General features: G+C 61.5%; 14 protein-coding genes. 13 read left to right on the forward strand and 1 reads right to left on the reverse strand.

The window, feature by feature from the left end:
• The first annotated feature begins 92 nt into the window (after nucleotides 1–92).
• The 11 genes from FJ490_RS27420 (at nucleotide 93) to FJ490_RS27470 (ending at nucleotide 13,772) form a co-directional block, all read left to right on the forward strand.
• Nucleotides 93–1,034: an ABC transporter permease gene (locus FJ490_RS27420; RefSeq protein ID WP_140498498.1), complete on the forward strand. Its 942-nt coding sequence runs from the start codon at nucleotides 93–95 to the stop codon at nucleotides 1,032–1,034.
• Nucleotides 1,035–1,106: 72 nt separating this feature from the next.
• Entirely contained in the window at nucleotides 1,107–1,847 is a 741-nt protein-coding gene (locus tag FJ490_RS27425; protein ID WP_246672768.1) for an ABC transporter permease, read from the forward strand.
• 13 nt (nucleotides 1,848–1,860) lie between these two features.
• Nucleotides 1,861–3,618, forward strand: coding sequence for a hypothetical protein (locus FJ490_RS27430; protein WP_140728622.1), 1,758 nt, complete (start codon nucleotides 1,861–1,863; stop codon nucleotides 3,616–3,618).
• Between the two features lie 8 nt (nucleotides 3,619–3,626).
• On the forward strand, nucleotides 3,627–4,385 hold the full coding sequence (locus tag FJ490_RS27435) for a hypothetical protein (RefSeq protein WP_140513439.1): 759 nt from the start codon (nucleotides 3,627–3,629) through the stop codon (nucleotides 4,383–4,385).
• Nucleotides 4,382–6,130 carry an ABC transporter ATP-binding protein gene (locus tag FJ490_RS27440; protein WP_140498494.1) on the forward strand — a complete coding sequence of 583 codons (1,749 nt, stop codon included), beginning with the start codon at nucleotides 4,382–4,384 and terminating at the stop codon, nucleotides 6,128–6,130. The genes FJ490_RS27435 and FJ490_RS27440 overlap by 4 nt, the downstream gene beginning before the upstream one ends.
• A 24-nt stretch (nucleotides 6,131–6,154) precedes the next feature.
• On the forward strand, nucleotides 6,155–7,711 hold the full coding sequence (locus FJ490_RS27445; protein ID WP_281405703.1) for an aldehyde dehydrogenase family protein: 1,557 nt from the start codon (nucleotides 6,155–6,157) through the stop codon (nucleotides 7,709–7,711).
• Nucleotides 7,712–7,799: 88 nt separating this feature from the next.
• Nucleotides 7,800–9,674, forward strand: a complete 1,875-nt coding sequence (locus tag FJ490_RS27450; protein WP_140728623.1) for a helix-turn-helix domain-containing protein — start codon at nucleotides 7,800–7,802, stop codon at nucleotides 9,672–9,674.
• 112 nt (nucleotides 9,675–9,786) lie between these two features.
• A complete protein-coding gene (locus tag FJ490_RS27455; RefSeq protein ID WP_140525288.1) occupies nucleotides 9,787–10,800 on the forward strand; it encodes a flavin reductase in 1,014 nt (337 codons plus the stop codon).
• Between the two features lie 4 nt (nucleotides 10,801–10,804).
• Complete coding sequence (locus FJ490_RS27460) at nucleotides 10,805–12,316, forward strand: aldehyde dehydrogenase (protein ID WP_140728624.1); 1,512 nt, start codon at nucleotides 10,805–10,807, stop codon at nucleotides 12,314–12,316.
• Nucleotides 12,317–12,358: 42 nt separating this feature from the next.
• Nucleotides 12,359–13,441 carry an LLM class flavin-dependent oxidoreductase gene (locus tag FJ490_RS27465; protein ID WP_140728625.1) on the forward strand — a complete coding sequence of 361 codons (1,083 nt, stop codon included), beginning with the start codon at nucleotides 12,359–12,361 and terminating at the stop codon, nucleotides 13,439–13,441.
• A 16-nt stretch (nucleotides 13,442–13,457) separates the two neighbouring features.
• A complete protein-coding gene (locus FJ490_RS27470; protein WP_140498490.1) occupies nucleotides 13,458–13,772 on the forward strand; it encodes an NIPSNAP family protein in 315 nt (104 codons plus the stop codon).
• Here FJ490_RS27470 and FJ490_RS27475 read toward each other — a convergent pair.
• Nucleotides 13,758–14,225 carry a cysteine hydrolase gene (locus FJ490_RS27475; protein ID WP_246672765.1) on the reverse strand — a complete coding sequence of 156 codons (468 nt, stop codon included), beginning with the start codon at nucleotides 14,223–14,225 and terminating at the stop codon, nucleotides 13,758–13,760. The two genes, FJ490_RS27470 and FJ490_RS27475, sit on opposite strands and share 15 nt — an antisense overlap.
• A gap of 414 nt (nucleotides 14,226–14,639) precedes the next feature.
• On the opposite strand from FJ490_RS27475, the gene FJ490_RS27485 reads away from it, so the two are divergent.
• On the forward strand, nucleotides 14,640–15,833 hold the full coding sequence (locus tag FJ490_RS27485) for a glycine betaine/L-proline ABC transporter ATP-binding protein (protein WP_140728628.1): 1,194 nt from the start codon (nucleotides 14,640–14,642) through the stop codon (nucleotides 15,831–15,833).
• 2 nt (nucleotides 15,834–15,835) lie between these two features.
• On the forward strand, nucleotides 15,836–16,774 hold the full coding sequence (locus tag FJ490_RS27490; protein WP_140728629.1) for a proline/glycine betaine ABC transporter permease: 939 nt from the start codon (nucleotides 15,836–15,838) through the stop codon (nucleotides 16,772–16,774).
• Nucleotides 16,775–16,817: the final 43 nt, after the last annotated feature.

Consider the following 16,817-nt stretch of genomic DNA (forward strand, 5'->3'; position numbering starts at 1 on the left):
CGCCGCCCATCGGATGTGCCCCAACCGCCCGCTTTGCGAGACGGGCTCCCCGGAGACGTTTCTTCAATCCTTCGCGATGAACTGAGGCCGGCATGCTTGCGCTTGTACTTTCCCGCATAGCGATCATGGTTCCGAACGTTATCGTTCTGACGTTTCTGCTGTTCACGTCGGTGACGTCCTTTCTGGGGACGCCGGCGGCGATCATGCTGGGGGAGAACGCATCCCCTCAATCGATCGCCGAACTCAACGCGAAGCTAGGCTTCGACCAGCCCATCCTGTCGCGTTACTGGAACTGGATCAGCGCCGCATTGTCGGGCGACCTGGGCCGGTCTTATTCCACCCAACAGCCTGTCGCGCAAATGATCGCGGATGCCCTTCCTCTAACGCTTGAGCTGGCATCCTGGGCGATCCTCATCGCATTCCTGGGGGCCACGCTGATCAATTCGGCGACGTTCATGAAAAAGCTGGTGGAGCGGCTCACCGCCGCCGTCAGCATCGTCGGCATCACCGTGCCCAATTTCTTTCTCGGACTGCTGCTGATCTACCTTTTTTCGGTTCAGCTCCGCTGGCTGCCGACGACCGGATGGTCGCCGTGGTCACGGGGCGCCGGGCAGCATCTCATCCACATGATCCTGCCCGTCATCACGCTTACGACCTTTTATTTCAGCTCCTTCACGCTCGTCTATAAAGCCGAATACCAGTCGGTGAAAGGCAGCCTCTACATCCAGGCCGCGCGTTCGAAGGGGCTGTCCGAGGCGCGCATTTCCTACCGGCACATTCTGCCCAACAGCATATTGCCCTTGATCACCTATGCCGGTCTTTCGCTTGGACAACTGGTTGGCGGCGCGGTCGTCACCGAAACCGTCTTTTCGATGCCGGGCATGGGCCGGCTTCTGGTGGAAGCGATCTCGTCCCGGGATTTTCCTGTCATGCTGTCGGTTGGAATGGTGATCATCGTCGGCGTGATGATCCTCAACCTTGTGGCGGACGTGACCTACAGCCTCGTCAATCCGCTCGTGCGAACATCGGCTTAGCATCCAATGAGAAAACTTCCATTCCGATTGGTCCTTGGCCTGACGCTTCTGGTGATCATCACTTTGATCGCGGTGTTCGCGCCCTTGATCGCGCCCCTGCACCCGACCGCCACGACGGTAAACGTCCTCGGCCCGCCTTCGGCTGAAAACATCCTTGGCACGGATCAACTTGGCCGGGACGTGCTGTCGCGCGTCATCTACGGAACAAGGGTTTCACTGCAGGTGGGCGCTTCGGCGGCCATAGTGGCTGTGCTGATCGGCGCCCCCATTGGCCTGATCGCCGGATTTTTCCGTGGCTGGATCGATTTTGTCCTCGTCCAGATCATCGACATTTTCATCGCCTTGCCGGGGCTCGTTCTCGCATTGATCATCACCGCGATGCTCGGGCCATCGTTGGTCAACCTGGCGGTCACGCTGGGTGTCGTCACCGCGCCGACGGTCGCCCGGCTGGTTCGTGGTCAGGTCTTCGTCGTCCGGGAAATGGTCTTCGTGGAAGCTGCGCGCGCCACGGGCGCAAGCTCTTTCTGGATCATCCGCCATCATATCATGCCAAACACGATGCGCGTGGTGTGGGCGCAGTTCGCAATCAATGTGGCCTTCGCGATCTTCACCTCCGCAAGCCTCAGCTTCCTGGGGCTGGGCGTTCCTCCGCCGGCTCCGGACTGGGGCGGCATGGTACGCGACGGTTCGATGTTCCTGCCGATCCTGCCGCTGCTCAGCCTCGGGCCGGGCGCTGCCGTCGCCCTTACAGTTTTCACATTTTATCTTGTCGGGTCGAGCATGAACGAGGCCGCGTCCCGCAATGATCGCTGATTGGAACAGGGAAATGACGTCTAACCAGATCGAGCCGCCGCTGCCGGCATTCATAGAACAACGCCTGCAGGAGTTTGCCGGCCGGGAAGGTGCCCTGAAAGCGCGGCGATGGATGCGGCCGGCGGATGTTCTGATGCGTGTGGAGAACCTTCGCTGCTTCAAGGCTTCGCGCGTCAGTTTTGCCGACATGTTGTTGCGCAGGATCGTTCGCGAACGCTGGCAGATAAGGATGATCTCGGCGGAATGCGGCGATGACGGCGCGGCGAGATTCGTCTACCGGATCGACGCGGAAGGCCATTCCTTCTCCTATATTGCCCGAGCATATCCATGGGACGGAATCGAAAAAGTCGGACGCCGCTCCGATGGCGCGGACCGTGACATGTTCGGCGCGCTCTTCGTCAATCTTGCCAGCCAACCGCGTATCGAGCGGGAATTTGAAACATTCGACATCAAGGCTGAAGGCCAGATGCGTACGGATTCGGATGTGGTCGGCTGGACCCCGGCCAATCGCAGCAGCCGGCATTTCGACGCCGTAGTCGAAGCACTGTCCCGCGGCGAACAGCCCGCCCCCGAGCTCGGCATCGCCTATCTCATGCGGAACGGTGGCTTTCAAAGCAGCGGCCGGAATGGCACGGTTTCCTATCCGGGCATTCCCGAGGGGCATCCGCTGGCGCACCCGTTCTTTGCGGATATCTTCGCCATCTACCTGGTGCGGCTCGTCTCCATCGATCTCGTCAATGCCGTGGCGCGGCGGCGCAATCCGGACGCAGCGCAGCTCGACATTTCGATCGCGCGCGGGCTTGGAATAGGCAACTCCTCAGGCCAGGGCATGTGCGTTGCCCTCCAGCGCTGGCCGCATTGGGTCGCCACATGGGTGACCGTACGCGAGGCGGCTCTTGGCTACGCAAAAAGCCTGCCGGTCGATGCGGGAAGCATTTCAGTTGTCCGCGGCTCGATAGAGAGCACCATCCGCATCTATGCGCAGACCGACCCACAGACGCAGGACTACGTGGTGGCCAACGAAACCGTCATCGAGAACCTGACACGCATATCGGCAAGCCTGCGCGAAGGACAGTTTCGGTGCTGGGGCGACGTTGCTGCGCACGTCGCAGAAGTCATGGATGGCGAGACCAGTGAGCAGTTCCACAGCGTACTTCTCGACGTGGTACCGGACTTTTGTGACGCCATCGCGCCCTATTTCCAGATCGGCGCAGCCCGCAAGCGGCAATTGCAGCCAGCAATGACGGTCGCTGAATTGCGCGAGATCCTGCGCAGGAACTACGTCTGGGCTCTCACCGCCGACCGCACGCTTGCCGAAACCCATCAGCACTTCTGGTACCATTCGATCGACAATGGCGAACAAAGGCGCGGCGAGCGGGTCATCGACCCGCACGAGCGTTTCGAATCCTTCATCGATCATATCGGATTGATCCAGAGGCTGGCGGCGGTGCTGGTCAGCCGTGGTGACAAGGAGCGCGCCGGCGACGTCGTCCTCGACCATCCGGACTTGCATTACGCCATTTCGCGGGTGCAATATCTGGATGGCCTGTTCTATGCGGAAATACGCGATCCGCTCGCGCATCGCGATTTCGTCCCCGCCGATCTCATACGGTTTTTCCTTGCGTCGCTGGGCATTCGCGGCTCGACGCCGCTCAGCATCCGCTATGTGCGGGGGACTTTCTTCCAAGACCAGCCGCTGCCTTCGGAATTCCTCGAGCCTGGCAGGCCGGGTTCCCGGGTTCGCAAGCATGAGAATGAGGTCGCCCTGTGAGCACGAGCATGTTTGTTGCCTATTCCGAACTGACTCGCGTCCTGCCGTGGTCGCTCAGGGCGCTGGGCTACGCGTTCGGAACCGCTGACCGGGGCGCTCATCTCGTTGCAACAGGTGCGGCGCTCGATCCGGCTATTCTGGATGAAATTCGCCAGGCGGGACCGCGGCCCTCCCATGGCTTCCGCTACCGGAAATCGAACGGGCTCACGATGCTGGACGCCGCCGGCGTTTCATTTCTGGAAACGGGACCTGCCGCGATCGATGCTCTCGCCGCGCATGCAGGCGGCGCCAAATGGGAAATGTGCCGGATATTGGCGGCGACCGAGCTGTCGCTTGTTCCGGCCACGCTGGTCGGTGCGATGGACTACAATCTCTCCTCTATCGGCATCATCGCCAGGGATGGAACCTTCGACTGGCTGTTGGCTGACCCCGACGCACGGGGTGTGCTTTATTCGGGCCGGGGCCGGGATGCCCTGGCGGCGCTCCTCGGTGAGGACACGGCGGTTCTGGAATCGATCGACGCCGCCGGGCTGACGCCGGGCTGCGCGCTTCTCATGGTCAGCGCCCGCAGGCCTGAACTGAAGGCGTCCGGGCACGTTGCCGTTCGGCCTCGGGAAAAGATCGCCATGGCGCACCAGAAGGGCATTCCCCTGTCGCGCGAGACGCTGGATGCGCTGTACGCGCTCGAAATGCTCACCTGGGCTCCAACTTCGGAGCGCTCTCGCTCGCAGGCGGGCTTCACTGTTGCACCGGCGCCAAACTCATGAGTGAACGGAAATCCGATCCAGTGGTCGAGGTAAAAGGCCTCAACGTCGCTTTCGGCAAGCATCAGGTGGTGCATGATGTCGATCTGGCCATCCATGCTGGCGAGACGCTGGCGCTTGTCGGCGAGTCGGGGTCCGGCAAGAGCGTCACCTCCATGACGATCATGGGACTGCTTTCCGGCAATACCCAAGTGACCGGTTCGGTCATCGTGGATGGCCAGCAAGTGGTGGGGGCGTCGACATCGACATTGCGGCGGGTGCGTGGCGGCATTGCCAGCATGATCTTCCAAGAACCGATGATGAGCCTGAACCCGGTTCTGCAGGTCAGCACCCAAATCAAGGAAATGCTGCGCCAGCATCGACCCTTAAGCGATGCCGAGGCGCGGGAGGAGGGCATCCGGCTTTTCGACCGCGTTCGCATTCCTGACGCGCGGCGGCGGTTCAATGACTATCCTCACATGTTCTCCGGGGGGATGCGGCAGCGGATCATGATCGCCATCGCATTGGCGTGCTCGCCGAAGCTGCTTATCGCCGACGAGCCGACAACAGCGCTCGACGTGACGATACAGGCGCAAATCCTCGATCTCCTGAACGAGGTCCAGCGCGATACCGGCACCGCGATCCTGTTCATCACGCATGACATGGGCGTAGTGGCCAACATCGCCGACCGCGTCATGGTCATGCACAAGGGACGCGTGGTGGAGACGGGAGCAGTAAAGGACGTTTTCGAGCGTCCGCGCGAGGACTATACGAGGATGCTGATCGACGCGGTCCCCCGCCTGGGGCAAGGCGTCGCCCGCTCCTACCGCGCGCCCGCCAAGGATGCTGTGCCGAAGCCGGTTTTGAGCGTGCGCAAGCTGGTGACCCGGTTCGACGTGCGTGGCGGGGCGATGCGTCGCAAGGTGGGGCGTCTCCATGCCGTCGAGGGTCTGAGCTTCGACATCATGCCTGGAGAAACGCTGTCGCTGGTTGGCGAATCCGGCTGCGGCAAGTCGACGACCGGACGCAGCATCCTGTTTCTCAATCCTCCGGATTCCGGCGAGGTGGTCTTCGACGGACGCACGGTGCGGCGCGACAACAGGTCCGATCTTTCGGATCTCCGGCGCAATGTGCAGATGATCTTCCAGGATCCTTTCAGTTCCCTGGACCCGAAGCAAAACGTCGGTGCGATCCTGGCGGAGCCCCTGCTATGCCATGGGTTGGCGACCAGGGCCAAGGCCCTGGACAAGGCGAAACATCTTCTGGAGCGTGTCGGCCTCGAACCGTCGATGATCACCCGTCTTCCGCACGAGTTTTCCGGCGGACAGCGTCAGCGAATCTGCATTGCGCGGACCCTGATGCTCGACCCGAAGGTCATTATAGCCGACGAGGCCGTCTCGGCGCTCGACGTTTCGGTAAAGGCGCAGGTGATCGACCTGCTGCTTGAGTTGCAGGAGGACCTGCGGTTGTCCTACCTCTTCATCAGTCACGACATGGCCATTGTCGAACGTGTCAGCCACCGCGTGGCGGTCATGTATCTTGGCGAGATTGTGGAGATCGGGCCCAGCCGCGAGGTGATAGGGAATCCGAAACATCCCTATACCCAGAAGCTGATGGCAGCGGTGCCGAACCCGGAGCCGGCCGCGGACAGGCACCGCTTGATCGGCAAGCCGGTGACGGAATTGCCGTCTCCCGTGCGGCCGCTCGATTTCATTCCGCCGAAGCGGCAGCCTCGCGCGGTCGGACCCGACCACTTCGTGATCGAGTGAAAAGCTTTAACGAGGGCGCTTCAGATGGACGCCCTTGAACGAATCCGGACAAGGCGCTTCCCGATACCTATGGAGAATTCGATGAACACACATGCTGATCAGTTCCGAATTGGAGAGAAGGCGGCGTCCTTTTTACGCCAGGAGAAAAAACTCCTTATCGATGGAAAATGGGTGCCGGCTCAGTCCGGGAAGATTTTCGACACGTATGATCCGGGCACGGGACGCATAATTGCACAGGTTCCGGAGGGCGACGCCGCCGATATCGACAATGCCGTCAAAGCTGCGCGGCGGGCCTTTGAAGAAGGCCCATGGAGCCGCATCACGCCCAGCGAACGTGGACGTCTCATCTGGAAACTGGCGGATCTGCTGGAACAGAACGCCGATGAACTGGCCGAACTGGAGGTTCTCAACAATGGCAAGCCGCTTGCCAATGCCCGGAATTCCGACGTCGCGCTGAGCGTGGATATGTTCCGCTACATGGCGGGCTGGGCGACCAAGATCACAGGGGAAACCATTTCGATCTCCGCGCCGGACAAGTACCATGCCTTCACGGTGCGCGAGCCGGTCGGCGTCGTCGGGCAGATCATTCCGTGGAATGCGCCACTGCTCATGCTGTCCTGGAAGGCAGCGCCGGCGCTGGCCACCGGCTGCACGATCGTGCTCAAGCCGGCGGAGCAGACGCCGCTGACGGCGCTGCGCTTCGGTGAACTGGTCCAGGAGGCCGGCATTCCCGCCGGCGTGATCAATATCGTGACCGGTTTTGGACCTACGGCGGGCGCAGCGATCGCCTCGCACCCCCAGATCGACAAGGTTGCCTTTACGGGTTCCAGCGAGGTCGGCCGCATCATCGTCAAGGCTGCCGCGGGCAATTTGAAGAAAGTGTCGCTCGAATTGGGAGGGAAGTCGCCCGTCATCGTCTTTCCCGATGCTGACATGTCGGTTGCCATTCCCGGTGTCACGCAGGGCATTTTTGCCAATAGCGGCCAGGTCTGCACAGCGGGATCGCGGCTGTTCGCTCATAAGAAGGTGTTCGACCAGATCGTGGATGGGATCGGCCAACGGGCAGGGAATATCCGCGTCGGTCATGGCCTCAGCGAAGGCGTCCAGATGGGGCCGGTCATTTCCCCGGTCCAGTGCGACCGCGTCATGAGCTATATCGAGCAGGGCAGGAGCGCCGGTGCAACCGTGGCGTTTGGCGGCACGCGGATAGGCAATGAAGGCAACTTCATTGCGCCGACGGTGCTGACCGATACCCGACCCGACATGGCGGTGGTGCAGGAAGAGATTTTCGGTCCTGTCCTGTGCGCCATGAGCTTCGATGACGACGACCTGGAACAGATCGCGCGGCAGGCGAATGACAGCATCTTCGGACTAGCTGGCAGCGTCTGGACGCGGGACCTAAGCGTCGCCCACAAGATGGTACGGCGAATTCGCGCGGGCCGGATCGGGGTCAACGTACACGGCTCGGTGGACGCGGCGATACCCACCGGCGGCTTCAAGCAATCCGGCTGGGGCAGGGAACGGGGACAGGAAGGGCTGAACCTTTATACGGAGACCAAGTCGGTCATCATGTCGCTTTGAAGGCCTGCCAAACCTTTCGCGAACAGCCGGCAAGGTCGATCCTATCCATGCCGGCCATATGGCAGCGGCATGACCCCCGGTAACGAATATGACTGTGGCGCACCATCGACCAGGAAGGCTATGTAACGATCGAGTACCGGCAAGCAGCGAGGTTCTGTTGAGCGCTTTGGATCGCCCGCTGTCACGCGTCCTGCGCGACGTGACCAGCCTCATCAATTCCAGCGTCGACCTCGAGACAACGCTGCAGCACCTTGTCGATGCGGCATGCCAGCACGATGCCTGGTCGATGGCGGCGGTGATGAGCATCGATCAGGCGGATGGCAATGCTGTGGTCGTGACCCGGCATGATCCTAGCCAGTTGACGAAGTCCTATCGCAACCGCTGGACGCTGGCGACAAGTCCATCCGTCATCGCGTTGACCCGCAATGATCCGGTGATCATTCGCGATGCCCAGGAGAGCATCGAATTTCCGGGCTATCGGGAAGAGGCAATCCAGCGCGGTTATCGCACTGTCGTGGTTTTGCCTCTGGGCTGCCGGGACATGGAAGACCGCGCGATGGTCTTGTCGGTGCAGTCGCGCGACGTTGTCGATCTGTCAGCGGCCGATCTCGCATTCCTGCAGACGATCGTCCATCTGGGCGCCATAGCCGTGGACAAGGCCCACAGGCTAAGGGCGGAACATGCTGCCGCCGCGCAACTCCAAAACGCACTTGCCGCGCATTCCTCCCTGATGCACCAGGTCCTGTCGGACGGTTCCGTCGCATCCGCGGCTTCCATGGTCGAAACCTTCCTGCCGAACGCAATCGTCGTGGTGGATCTGACTGCCAACCTGGTCGTTGCCGGACGTTCGCCCAAGCCGGACCTCATCGACACCGACCGCTGGCGCGAGGAGATGGACGATTGCATGAGCCGCCAGTTTCTCCGTCTTGCTCGCGATATCTCGGACCAGGCCGGGCTTGAAATGCGCAAGCTGTACCTGAACTGCGGCGGCCATCACCTCAACCTGCCGGCGGCGGTGGAGCCGTTGGTCGTGGATGGCAAGACGGTAGGGGCGCTGATCGTGTTTTCGCTCGACGCCAATTTCGGCGACCTCGATCATCTTCTTCTTCAGAGCGCTCGGTTCGCGCTCAGCGTCCAGTTGATGCGCAGCCATTTACGGTTCCAGACGGAATCGCAGACTTCCAGCGAATTGTTCATGGAAATCGTTTCCGGCAACTGGCGCAACGTGGACGATTTGACGGCGCGGGCGCGCCGGCTCGGCATTGACGTAAACGCCACCGCCAGGCTGGTCGCGATCGGCCTCCCGGAAACTGTGCCGGAAAAGGGCAAGACCATACCCGAACTGCACCGCTCCATCATGCGGCTCGCCGGCCAATTGGCGCCGCAGGCGACCGCCGCCGCATTGGGCGAGATCATTCTGTGCCGCATTCCCGACGCGCCCCGCGACGCGGACACGGTGGTCAAGACGTTTGTGCGCAAGCTGATCGAGGAAACGCAGTGGCTGATCGGCACCAAGCCGATCATCGTGGCGGGTAAGACCTGTTCGAGCATTCACGACTATCCCCAGGCATGGCTTGAATGCGAGCGCATGATCCGTCTTGCCGTCCGCTTCAACCGTACCGGGTTGCTTGCGCCCCAGGACTTCGGTCCTTTTCCGCTGCTGCTTTCGGCGGCCGACAGCAAGGAAGTGAGGTCGTTCGTGGATATCGCCATTGGCGCGGTCGTGCGTCACGACGAGGCGCATGCAACGGACTATATTAGGACCCTGACCGTCTTTCTGGAGCACGGTTGCCGCAGCCAGGCCTGCGCGGACGCGATGGAATTGCATGTTACTACGCTTCGTTATCGCCTGAACCGTATCCAGGAACTGTTTGGCATCGAGATCGATTCACCCGAACGTCGGTTCGCGCTTGAACTGGCAATACGCCTCAACGAGACCATTGCCCGGGAGCAACCTGTCTGATGCGGTCTCTGCTTCGTGTCCTAGGAGTCTGACTACCGCCTCTCCTGCGTAGAGCAGGAAGACCCTCTCTCACGTCCCTTTATCCTTCCACCCTCCTGGAGAGGGAGGACGCATGGCGGACAAGAGGGAAAAAGAGCTGAGCACGATCGATCCAGTGGAACTGCGGCGAACGTTCGGCACCTTCGTCACGGGCATCACGGTGGTGACGACGCGGGACGAAGATGGTTCGCCGCGCGGCATGACTGCGAATTCCTTCACCTCAGTCTCCCTTGAGCCGCCGCTGCTGCTCGTCTGCATAGGAAAGAGCGCCAGCAGCTTTCCGGCATTCAACACGGCCGAAGGCTTCGCCGTCAACGTACTGCACGAGCGCCAGAAGGAGGTGGCGAGCCTCTTCGCCTCGAAGTCACTCTCCAAGTTCGAGACGATAGCCCATACTACCGTGCATACGGGCTCGCCGGTGCTCACCGACAGCCTTACCTGGTTCGACTGCACGGTGCATGACCGTATCGAGGCGGGAGACCATGTGATCCTGATCGGCCGGGTGCGTGCTTTCGGCACCAGCCCTGCCGCTCCGCTAGGGTTTTGCCGGGGGCGCTATGTCTGCGTGGAAGACCCGATGCCGCCTGGCTGGACGCCTTCCCATCGCATGATCATCGGCTACCTGGTCGAGCATGACGGCCGCATCCTGCTGCGCGACGATGGCGCCGGAGGCTGGGAACTGCCGACGGCAACGCACCGTAAGCCGGGCGACATGCTCAGCTTCGAAGGCGGCGGCGTGGTTGCGCCGCTCACCAGCGATGCGTTTCTCTATTCGGTCTTCGATGTGGCCGACCAGCAGCCCGGTTATGTCGTTTACCGTGGTGCGCTCGCGGGCCCGCCTGGCGAAATTCCGGATTTGTCGCCGTCGCTGAGGTTCTTTGCCCATGAAGAGCTGCCTTGGGACAGCATTCCGATCAGGCAGATACGCGCAACGCTGCGCCGTTACCTGCATGAGCGCGCGGACTCTCGCTTCGGGATCTACGTCGATTCCAGCGATGGCGGCCGGGTGGCGATGATAGACGGCGCCCCGCGTCCGTGGCGGTCGCTTAACGGCTTGGCCGGCGACCGAGAAACCGCGAAGGGATGAGATGATGGACCTGACGCTGAAGGTGATCGAAGGATCGCGCCAGGATCTTTTCATTGCCGGGGAGCGCCTCGCGCCGCGGTCCGGCCGCTACATGCCGAGCTACGATCCGACGAACGCGGCGCCTTGGTATGAGGTTGCCGACGCCGGGGCGGATGATGTCGACGCCGCCGTGCAGGCAGCCAAAAGAGCGTTTCACGATCCGGCCTGGCGCAGGCTGACGCAGACGGATCGCGGCAAGCTGCTGCGCCGGTTGGCCGATCTCATCGCGGAACACGCCGATGAACTCGCGGCCATCGAGACGCGTGACAACGGCAAGCTTCTGAAAGAGATGCGTGTGCAACTGCGCGCGGCGCCGGACAGCTATCTCTATTTCGCCGGAATGGCCGACAAGCTGCATGGCGAGACCATACCGGTCAATAAGCTCGATATGCTGAACTTCACGCTGCGCGAGCCGATCGGCGTGGTGGGCATGATCTCGCCGTGGAATTCACCGCTGATGCTGCTGACCGGCACGCTCGCACCCTGCCTGGCAATTGGCAATACGGTCGTGGTCAAGCCATCAGAGCATACGTCCGCGTCCACCCTTGCCCTCGCCGAACTGATTGCAAAAGCGGGCTTCCCGGCTGGCGTTTTCAATGTCGTTACCGGCAAGGGCGCTACGGCGGGCGAAGCGCTGACCTTGCATCCCGATGTCGCCAAGATCGCCTTCACGGGCAGTACGGCAACCGGCCGCCGCATCGCCGCCAACGCTGCCAGCCGACTTGTTTCGTGTCAGATGGAACTGGGCGGCAAGTCGCCTCATGTCGTATTCGCCGATACCGACATCGAGCGTGCGGTGAACGGCGTGGTTGCCGGCGTGTTCGCCGCTGCCGGGCAGACCTGTATCGCAGGCTCGCGCTGTTTCGTCGAAAAATCCATCTATGCCGCATTCGTCGAAAAGCTGGCGGATCGTACCAGGCGCGTGCGTATCGGCCATCCGACCGATGAGGACACGGAAATCGGTCCGCTGGCGCTGGCTGCCCAACTCGACAAGGTCGAGCAGTGTGTGGACTACGGCGTCGCCGATGGCGCGCGGCTGGTTGCCGGAGGCCACCGGCCGCGGCGGGACGACCTCTCCGGCGGCTGGTATTACGAGCCCACGGTTCTGGCGGATGCGCGCAACGACATGCGCTTCATGCGCGACGAAATTTTCGGGCCCGTCGTGGGCGTCGTGCCGTTCGACAATGAAAGCGAGCTGATTGGGCTTGCCAACGACACCCATTATGGGCTGGCGGCGGGTGTCTGGACCCGCGACATCGATCGCGCGCTGCGCTTTGCGCGCAACGTCGATGCCGGCACGGTCTGGGTCAACACGTATCGCTCTGCTGCTTACATGTCGCCCTCCGGCGGGTTCAAGGAGAGCGGTTACGGCAAGCGCGGAGGCTTCGAGGTCATGCGCGAGTTCTCCCGTCTGAAGAATGTCGTCATCGACTACTCCGGCGCCACGCAGGACCCGTTCGTAATCCGTTTGCGCTGACGCTCATCCGACGATTCCCCAATATTCGAAAAGGTCATTGCCATGAAATTTTCCGTTTCCCTGAACATGGAGAGGTTCAGTCCGGACAAGGATATGCGCCAGGTGGCGGCTGAGACGCTGGAACTGGTACGTATGGCCGATGCCGGCGGCTTCGAGACCGCCTGGTCGCCCGAGCATCACACGATTGAATTCACGATCGCGCCCGGCCCGTTCCAGTTGCTGGTCTGGTGGGGAGCTCATACCGAACAGATCCGGCTTGGAACCGCCACCATCGTCGCGCCGTACTGGACCCCGATCCGTCTCGCGGGAGAGGCCGCACTTTGCGATCACCTGACGGGAGGGCGGCTGGAATTCGGCATCGCCCGCGGCGCCTATCAGTATGAATTTGACCGCATGGCGGGAGGCATCCCGCAACAGGAAGGCGGCGCCTACATGCAGGAACTGCTGCCGGCAGTCCAGAAATTATGGGCAGGCGACTACGCCCACGAGGGTAAGTATTACCACTTCCCGCGGGCAACCTCAGTGCCGAAGCCCTTGCAGCAACCCAACCCGCCTATCTGGGTGGCGGCGCGTGACCCCGGCACATTCGATTGGGCGGTGCGCAATGGCCACAACATCCTCTCCACGCCGTTGTCGCGGCCAGTCGCGGAAGTCGGCATTCTCGGCGACAAGTTCAAGAAGGCGGTCCAGGATCATCCGGAAGTGCCGAGGCCGCGGTTCATGATGCTGCGCCGCACTTGCGTGTATGAACGTCCCGAGGACTGGGAACTGCCGGTTCGCTACAGCTATCAATATGGGCGCAGCTTCGAGAACCTGTTCCAGAACATCGGCACGGTGAAGAACGGCTTTCCTGAAGCGGTTTCTTACGACACCGTTGGCAACAGCGGCGACTACGATCCGCGGTCGATCCGCGACAATCTCCTTTTCGGCACCCCGGACGAGGTGGTCGAAAAGCTGATGGTCTATGAAGCGGCGGGCGTAGACCAGTTCTGCCTCGGCCTCGCCTTCGACCTGCCGTTTGAGGTGCAGAAGAAATCGCTGGCGCTGTTCATCAAGGAAGTGATGCCCGTATTTGCGATGCGCGAGAAGGAAGCGGGCAGGGAAAAGTCGCGGGTGATCGCCTGATGGGAGCTGTCGCGCCATGATTGTCGAGGAACGCATCTACAAGATAAGGGCCGGCCGTCTCGCCAGATACATGCAGCTTATCAGCGAGGAAGGCCTTGCCATCCAGCAGCCGATCCTGGGCAACCTGATCGGCTATTTCCGCACCGAGATCGGACCTCTCAACCATGTCGTGCATCTATGGGGCTATAGCGATCTGAACGACCGCGCCGAGCGGCGTCAGCGGCTGGCCGAAGATCCCGCGTGGCGGGCGTTTACGGTCAAGCTCACCGAGAATATCGAAACGATGGAAAACCGAATCCTGATCCCGACCGATTTTTCACCGCTGCGGTAGGTTCAAGACCTCGCATCCCGCTTGCCCGACCGCGAAAGAATCCAGGAGCCGGTCCGTGGTCATCACCCAGCCGTAGTTGCGTGCGAAAGCATCGAGCATGGCCTGCCGGCTGGGCGGATGGTCGGAAGAAACAGCATCCTCCACCACGATCGTGGGATAACCGAAATGCACGGCGTGACGGCAGCTATCTTCGACGCACATCTCTGCTACCGTGCCGACGAATACCAGACCGTCCACCGCAAGCAGCTTGAGCGTCTTGGCAAGATCCGTGGCATGAAAGGCGCTGAAATAGACCTTGTCCAGCACGATGTCGTCATCCTGTGGCGCAAGCTCGTCGATCACCTCCGCGGCATCCCGCAGGCCCTCGACATCGCCGTAGGATCGCATGAAGCCCGGCACGCACGCATGGGTCGGCGCATCGGTCAGCTTGATCCAGGTCAGCTTGCCGGCCAAGGCCTGATATAGGGTCGGCAACGTATCGCGTGAATACCACCGGCTTGCCGTTGCCGCGAAACGCCGCAATGAGTCTGCTGATCGAAGGTATGGTTTCGCGCGCGGATGCAACCTCCATCGGCGCATGCCTGCGCACGAAATCGTTCTGCATGTCCACGACCATGAGGGCAGGGTTTTTAAGCGAAGCCAGCACGCCGTTTCTCCATACAGGCGTCCCGGATTATACCTATCCGGGTAGCGGAGAGCCTATATCATCGAACCCGCGAGCCGTATGCTTTCCTTCGTAGCACTGGGCTAGGCGGGTATCCTGCCGAACGGGGGAAGACGGCGGGTGCAGTTCTATCTTCATTAATCGGGATCGTGGCTCTGGAATGTGCTGACTATCGTCCGCCAAGCCAGGAGTGGAGGACAGGTGTGACGGATCGCATAACGGTCGAGGGCGTGTACAAGATTTTCGGCAAATCGCCGGAATCGGCTTTGGCCATGCTGAAGTCTGGCGAGACAAAGGAAGCTGTGCTCCAGAAGACCGGGCAAGTCGTCGGCTTGAGCGACGTGTCGCTGTCCGTTCCCGTCGGTTCGATTTACATGATCATGGGCTTGTCCGGCTCCGGTAAGTCGACGCTTGCGCGATGCATCAATCGCCTCATCGAGCCGAATGCAGGGCGCATCCTTATCGATGGCGAGGAGATCACCGGCGCCAGCGAAGCGCGGCTGCGCGAAATCCGTCGGACGCGTATCTCCATGGTGTTCCAGCACTTCGGCCTCTTGCCGAACAGAACGGTGTTGGAGAATGCCGAGTTCGGCCTGAAACTGCGCGGTGTGCCAGCCGCCGCGCGCAGGAAGAAGGTGATGGAGGTGCTGGAGGTCGTCGGGCTGGCTTCGTGGGCAAATCATCTTCCCGGTACGCTGAGCGGCGGCATGCGTCAGCGCGTCGGATTGGCCCGCGCACTCGCCACGGATGCCGATGTCCTGATCATGGACGAGGCTTTCAGCGCGCTGGACCCACTCATCCGCAGCGAAATGCAGGACGAACTGCTGCGCCTGCACAGGACTTTCCACAAGACCATCCTGTTCATCACGCATGATTTCCAGGAGGCGCTGAAGCTCGGAAGCCGGGTCGCCATCATGGCGGATGGAATGGTGATGCGCGAAGGCGTTCCGCAGGACATCGTGACCAAGCCCGGCAATGACTACGTCGCCGCCTTCACCCGCGACGTCAACCGGGCCCATCTGTTCGATGCGAGTTCCGTGATGGTGGAAAGCAGCCCGCTCCGGCTAGACGGACGTGCGTTTGGCGGCCGCGATGCCGAGGGCGAACCGGTGTTCATCGTCGACGATTTGATGCAGGTCGTGGGTGTCGTCGGACCACGCCAGTTGCCACGCCTCGCCGATGGTTCGGCGATCCAATCATTGATGAGCAAGGACTATGAGACGGTATGCGGCACGGAAAAGCTGTCGGTGGTGGCCAGCCTGTGCCATCGAGACCGGCCGATAGCCGTTGTTGACGAGGGCGGCCGATATTTGGGGCGTGTCGATCCACTCCAAATCTTATCCCGCATTGGCGCTCCGGCGGCGGCTTCCTCGCAATCCCGGGGAGCGGAGGCCTGATCATGCTGGATGTCGATAATCTCTATGTCATCCCGCTGGACCAATGGATCCAGGTCGGCGTCCGCTGGCTGGCAATGCATTTCCGGCCGCTGTTCCAGACCATCAAGTGGCCCGTCGAGACCCTTCTGACCGCGATCGACCATGGACTCCATGCCATTCCGTTTCCGATCCTGATCGGGATCTTTGCTCTCATCGCATGGCGCTCCGCATCGCGTGGCGTGGCCATATTCACGCTGCTTTCGCTGACCCTGATTGCCTTCATGGGCCTGTGGGCGGAAGCGATCACCACCCTGTCGCTCATCGCCACGGCAATCGTGGTGTGCGTCATTCTTGGCATTCCAATTGGAATCCTGTGCGCGCGCCACGACCGCGCCTGGACCATCGTGCGGCCGGTGCTCGATGTCATGCAGACGACGCCCAGCTTCGTCTACCTGGTCCCGGTGGTCATGCTGTTCGGCGTCGGAACGGTGCCTGGGGCAGTCGCGGTCATCGTGGCGGCGATATCGCCGCTGATCCGCTTCACCAATCTCGGGATTCGTCTTGTCGACAAGGAGATGGTCGAGGCGGGGCGGGCTTTCGGTGCCACCGATCGCCAACTTCTCTGGGAAGTCCAATTTCCATTGGCCTTGCCAACCATTCTGGGCGGCCTCAATCAGACGGTGCTGATGGCCATGGTCATGTCGGTGATCGTATCCATGATCGGGGCTGAAGGGCTCGGACTTGTGGTCCTGCAGGGGCTGGGACGTCTCGATGTCGGCATGGCTGCCGTCGGCGGCATCGCCATCGTCCTGCTAGCCATGATCCTCGATCGCATCACGCAGGGTCTGGCCAACCAGGACAAGGCCGGACCGACCCGGGGCATCCGGGCCGCCCTGGCTCAGTTGCTGCGTCCCAGTAGTGAGGAAGCGGGGAGTTTCGAAACGAACCACCAGCAGGTTTGAACACCGTCTCGATCAGGCGGAACGACGCAACAAATATCACAAC

The sequence above is a fragment of the Mesorhizobium sp. B2-5-11 genome, assembly GCF_006440835.1.
Lineage (GTDB): Bacteria > Pseudomonadota > Alphaproteobacteria > Rhizobiales > Rhizobiaceae > Mesorhizobium.

Coding starts and splice junctions, on each gene's coding strand:
- FJ490_RS27420 (WP_140498498.1), top strand. CDS start 93: ATGCTTGCGCTTGTACTTTCCCGCATAGCGATCATGGTTCCGAACGTT.
- FJ490_RS27470 (WP_140498490.1), top strand. CDS start 13,458: ATGATTGTCGAGGAACGCATCTACAAGATAAGGGCCGGCCGTCTCGCC.
- FJ490_RS27435 (WP_140513439.1), top strand. CDS start 3,627: ATGTTTGTTGCCTATTCCGAACTGACTCGCGTCCTGCCGTGGTCGCTC.
- FJ490_RS27450 (WP_140728623.1), top strand. CDS start 7,800: ATGACTGTGGCGCACCATCGACCAGGAAGGCTATGTAACGATCGAGTA.
- FJ490_RS27440 (WP_140498494.1), top strand. CDS start 4,382: ATGAGTGAACGGAAATCCGATCCAGTGGTCGAGGTAAAAGGCCTCAAC.
- FJ490_RS27490 (WP_140728629.1), top strand. CDS start 15,836: ATGCTGGATGTCGATAATCTCTATGTCATCCCGCTGGACCAATGGATC.
- FJ490_RS27465 (WP_140728625.1), top strand. CDS start 12,359: ATGAAATTTTCCGTTTCCCTGAACATGGAGAGGTTCAGTCCGGACAAG.
- FJ490_RS27430 (WP_140728622.1), top strand. CDS start 1,861: ATGACGTCTAACCAGATCGAGCCGCCGCTGCCGGCATTCATAGAACAA.
- FJ490_RS27455 (WP_140525288.1), top strand. CDS start 9,787: ATGGCGGACAAGAGGGAAAAAGAGCTGAGCACGATCGATCCAGTGGAA.
- FJ490_RS27460 (WP_140728624.1), top strand. CDS start 10,805: ATGGACCTGACGCTGAAGGTGATCGAAGGATCGCGCCAGGATCTTTTC.
- FJ490_RS27445 (WP_281405703.1), top strand. CDS start 6,155: ATGGACGCCCTTGAACGAATCCGGACAAGGCGCTTCCCGATACCTATG.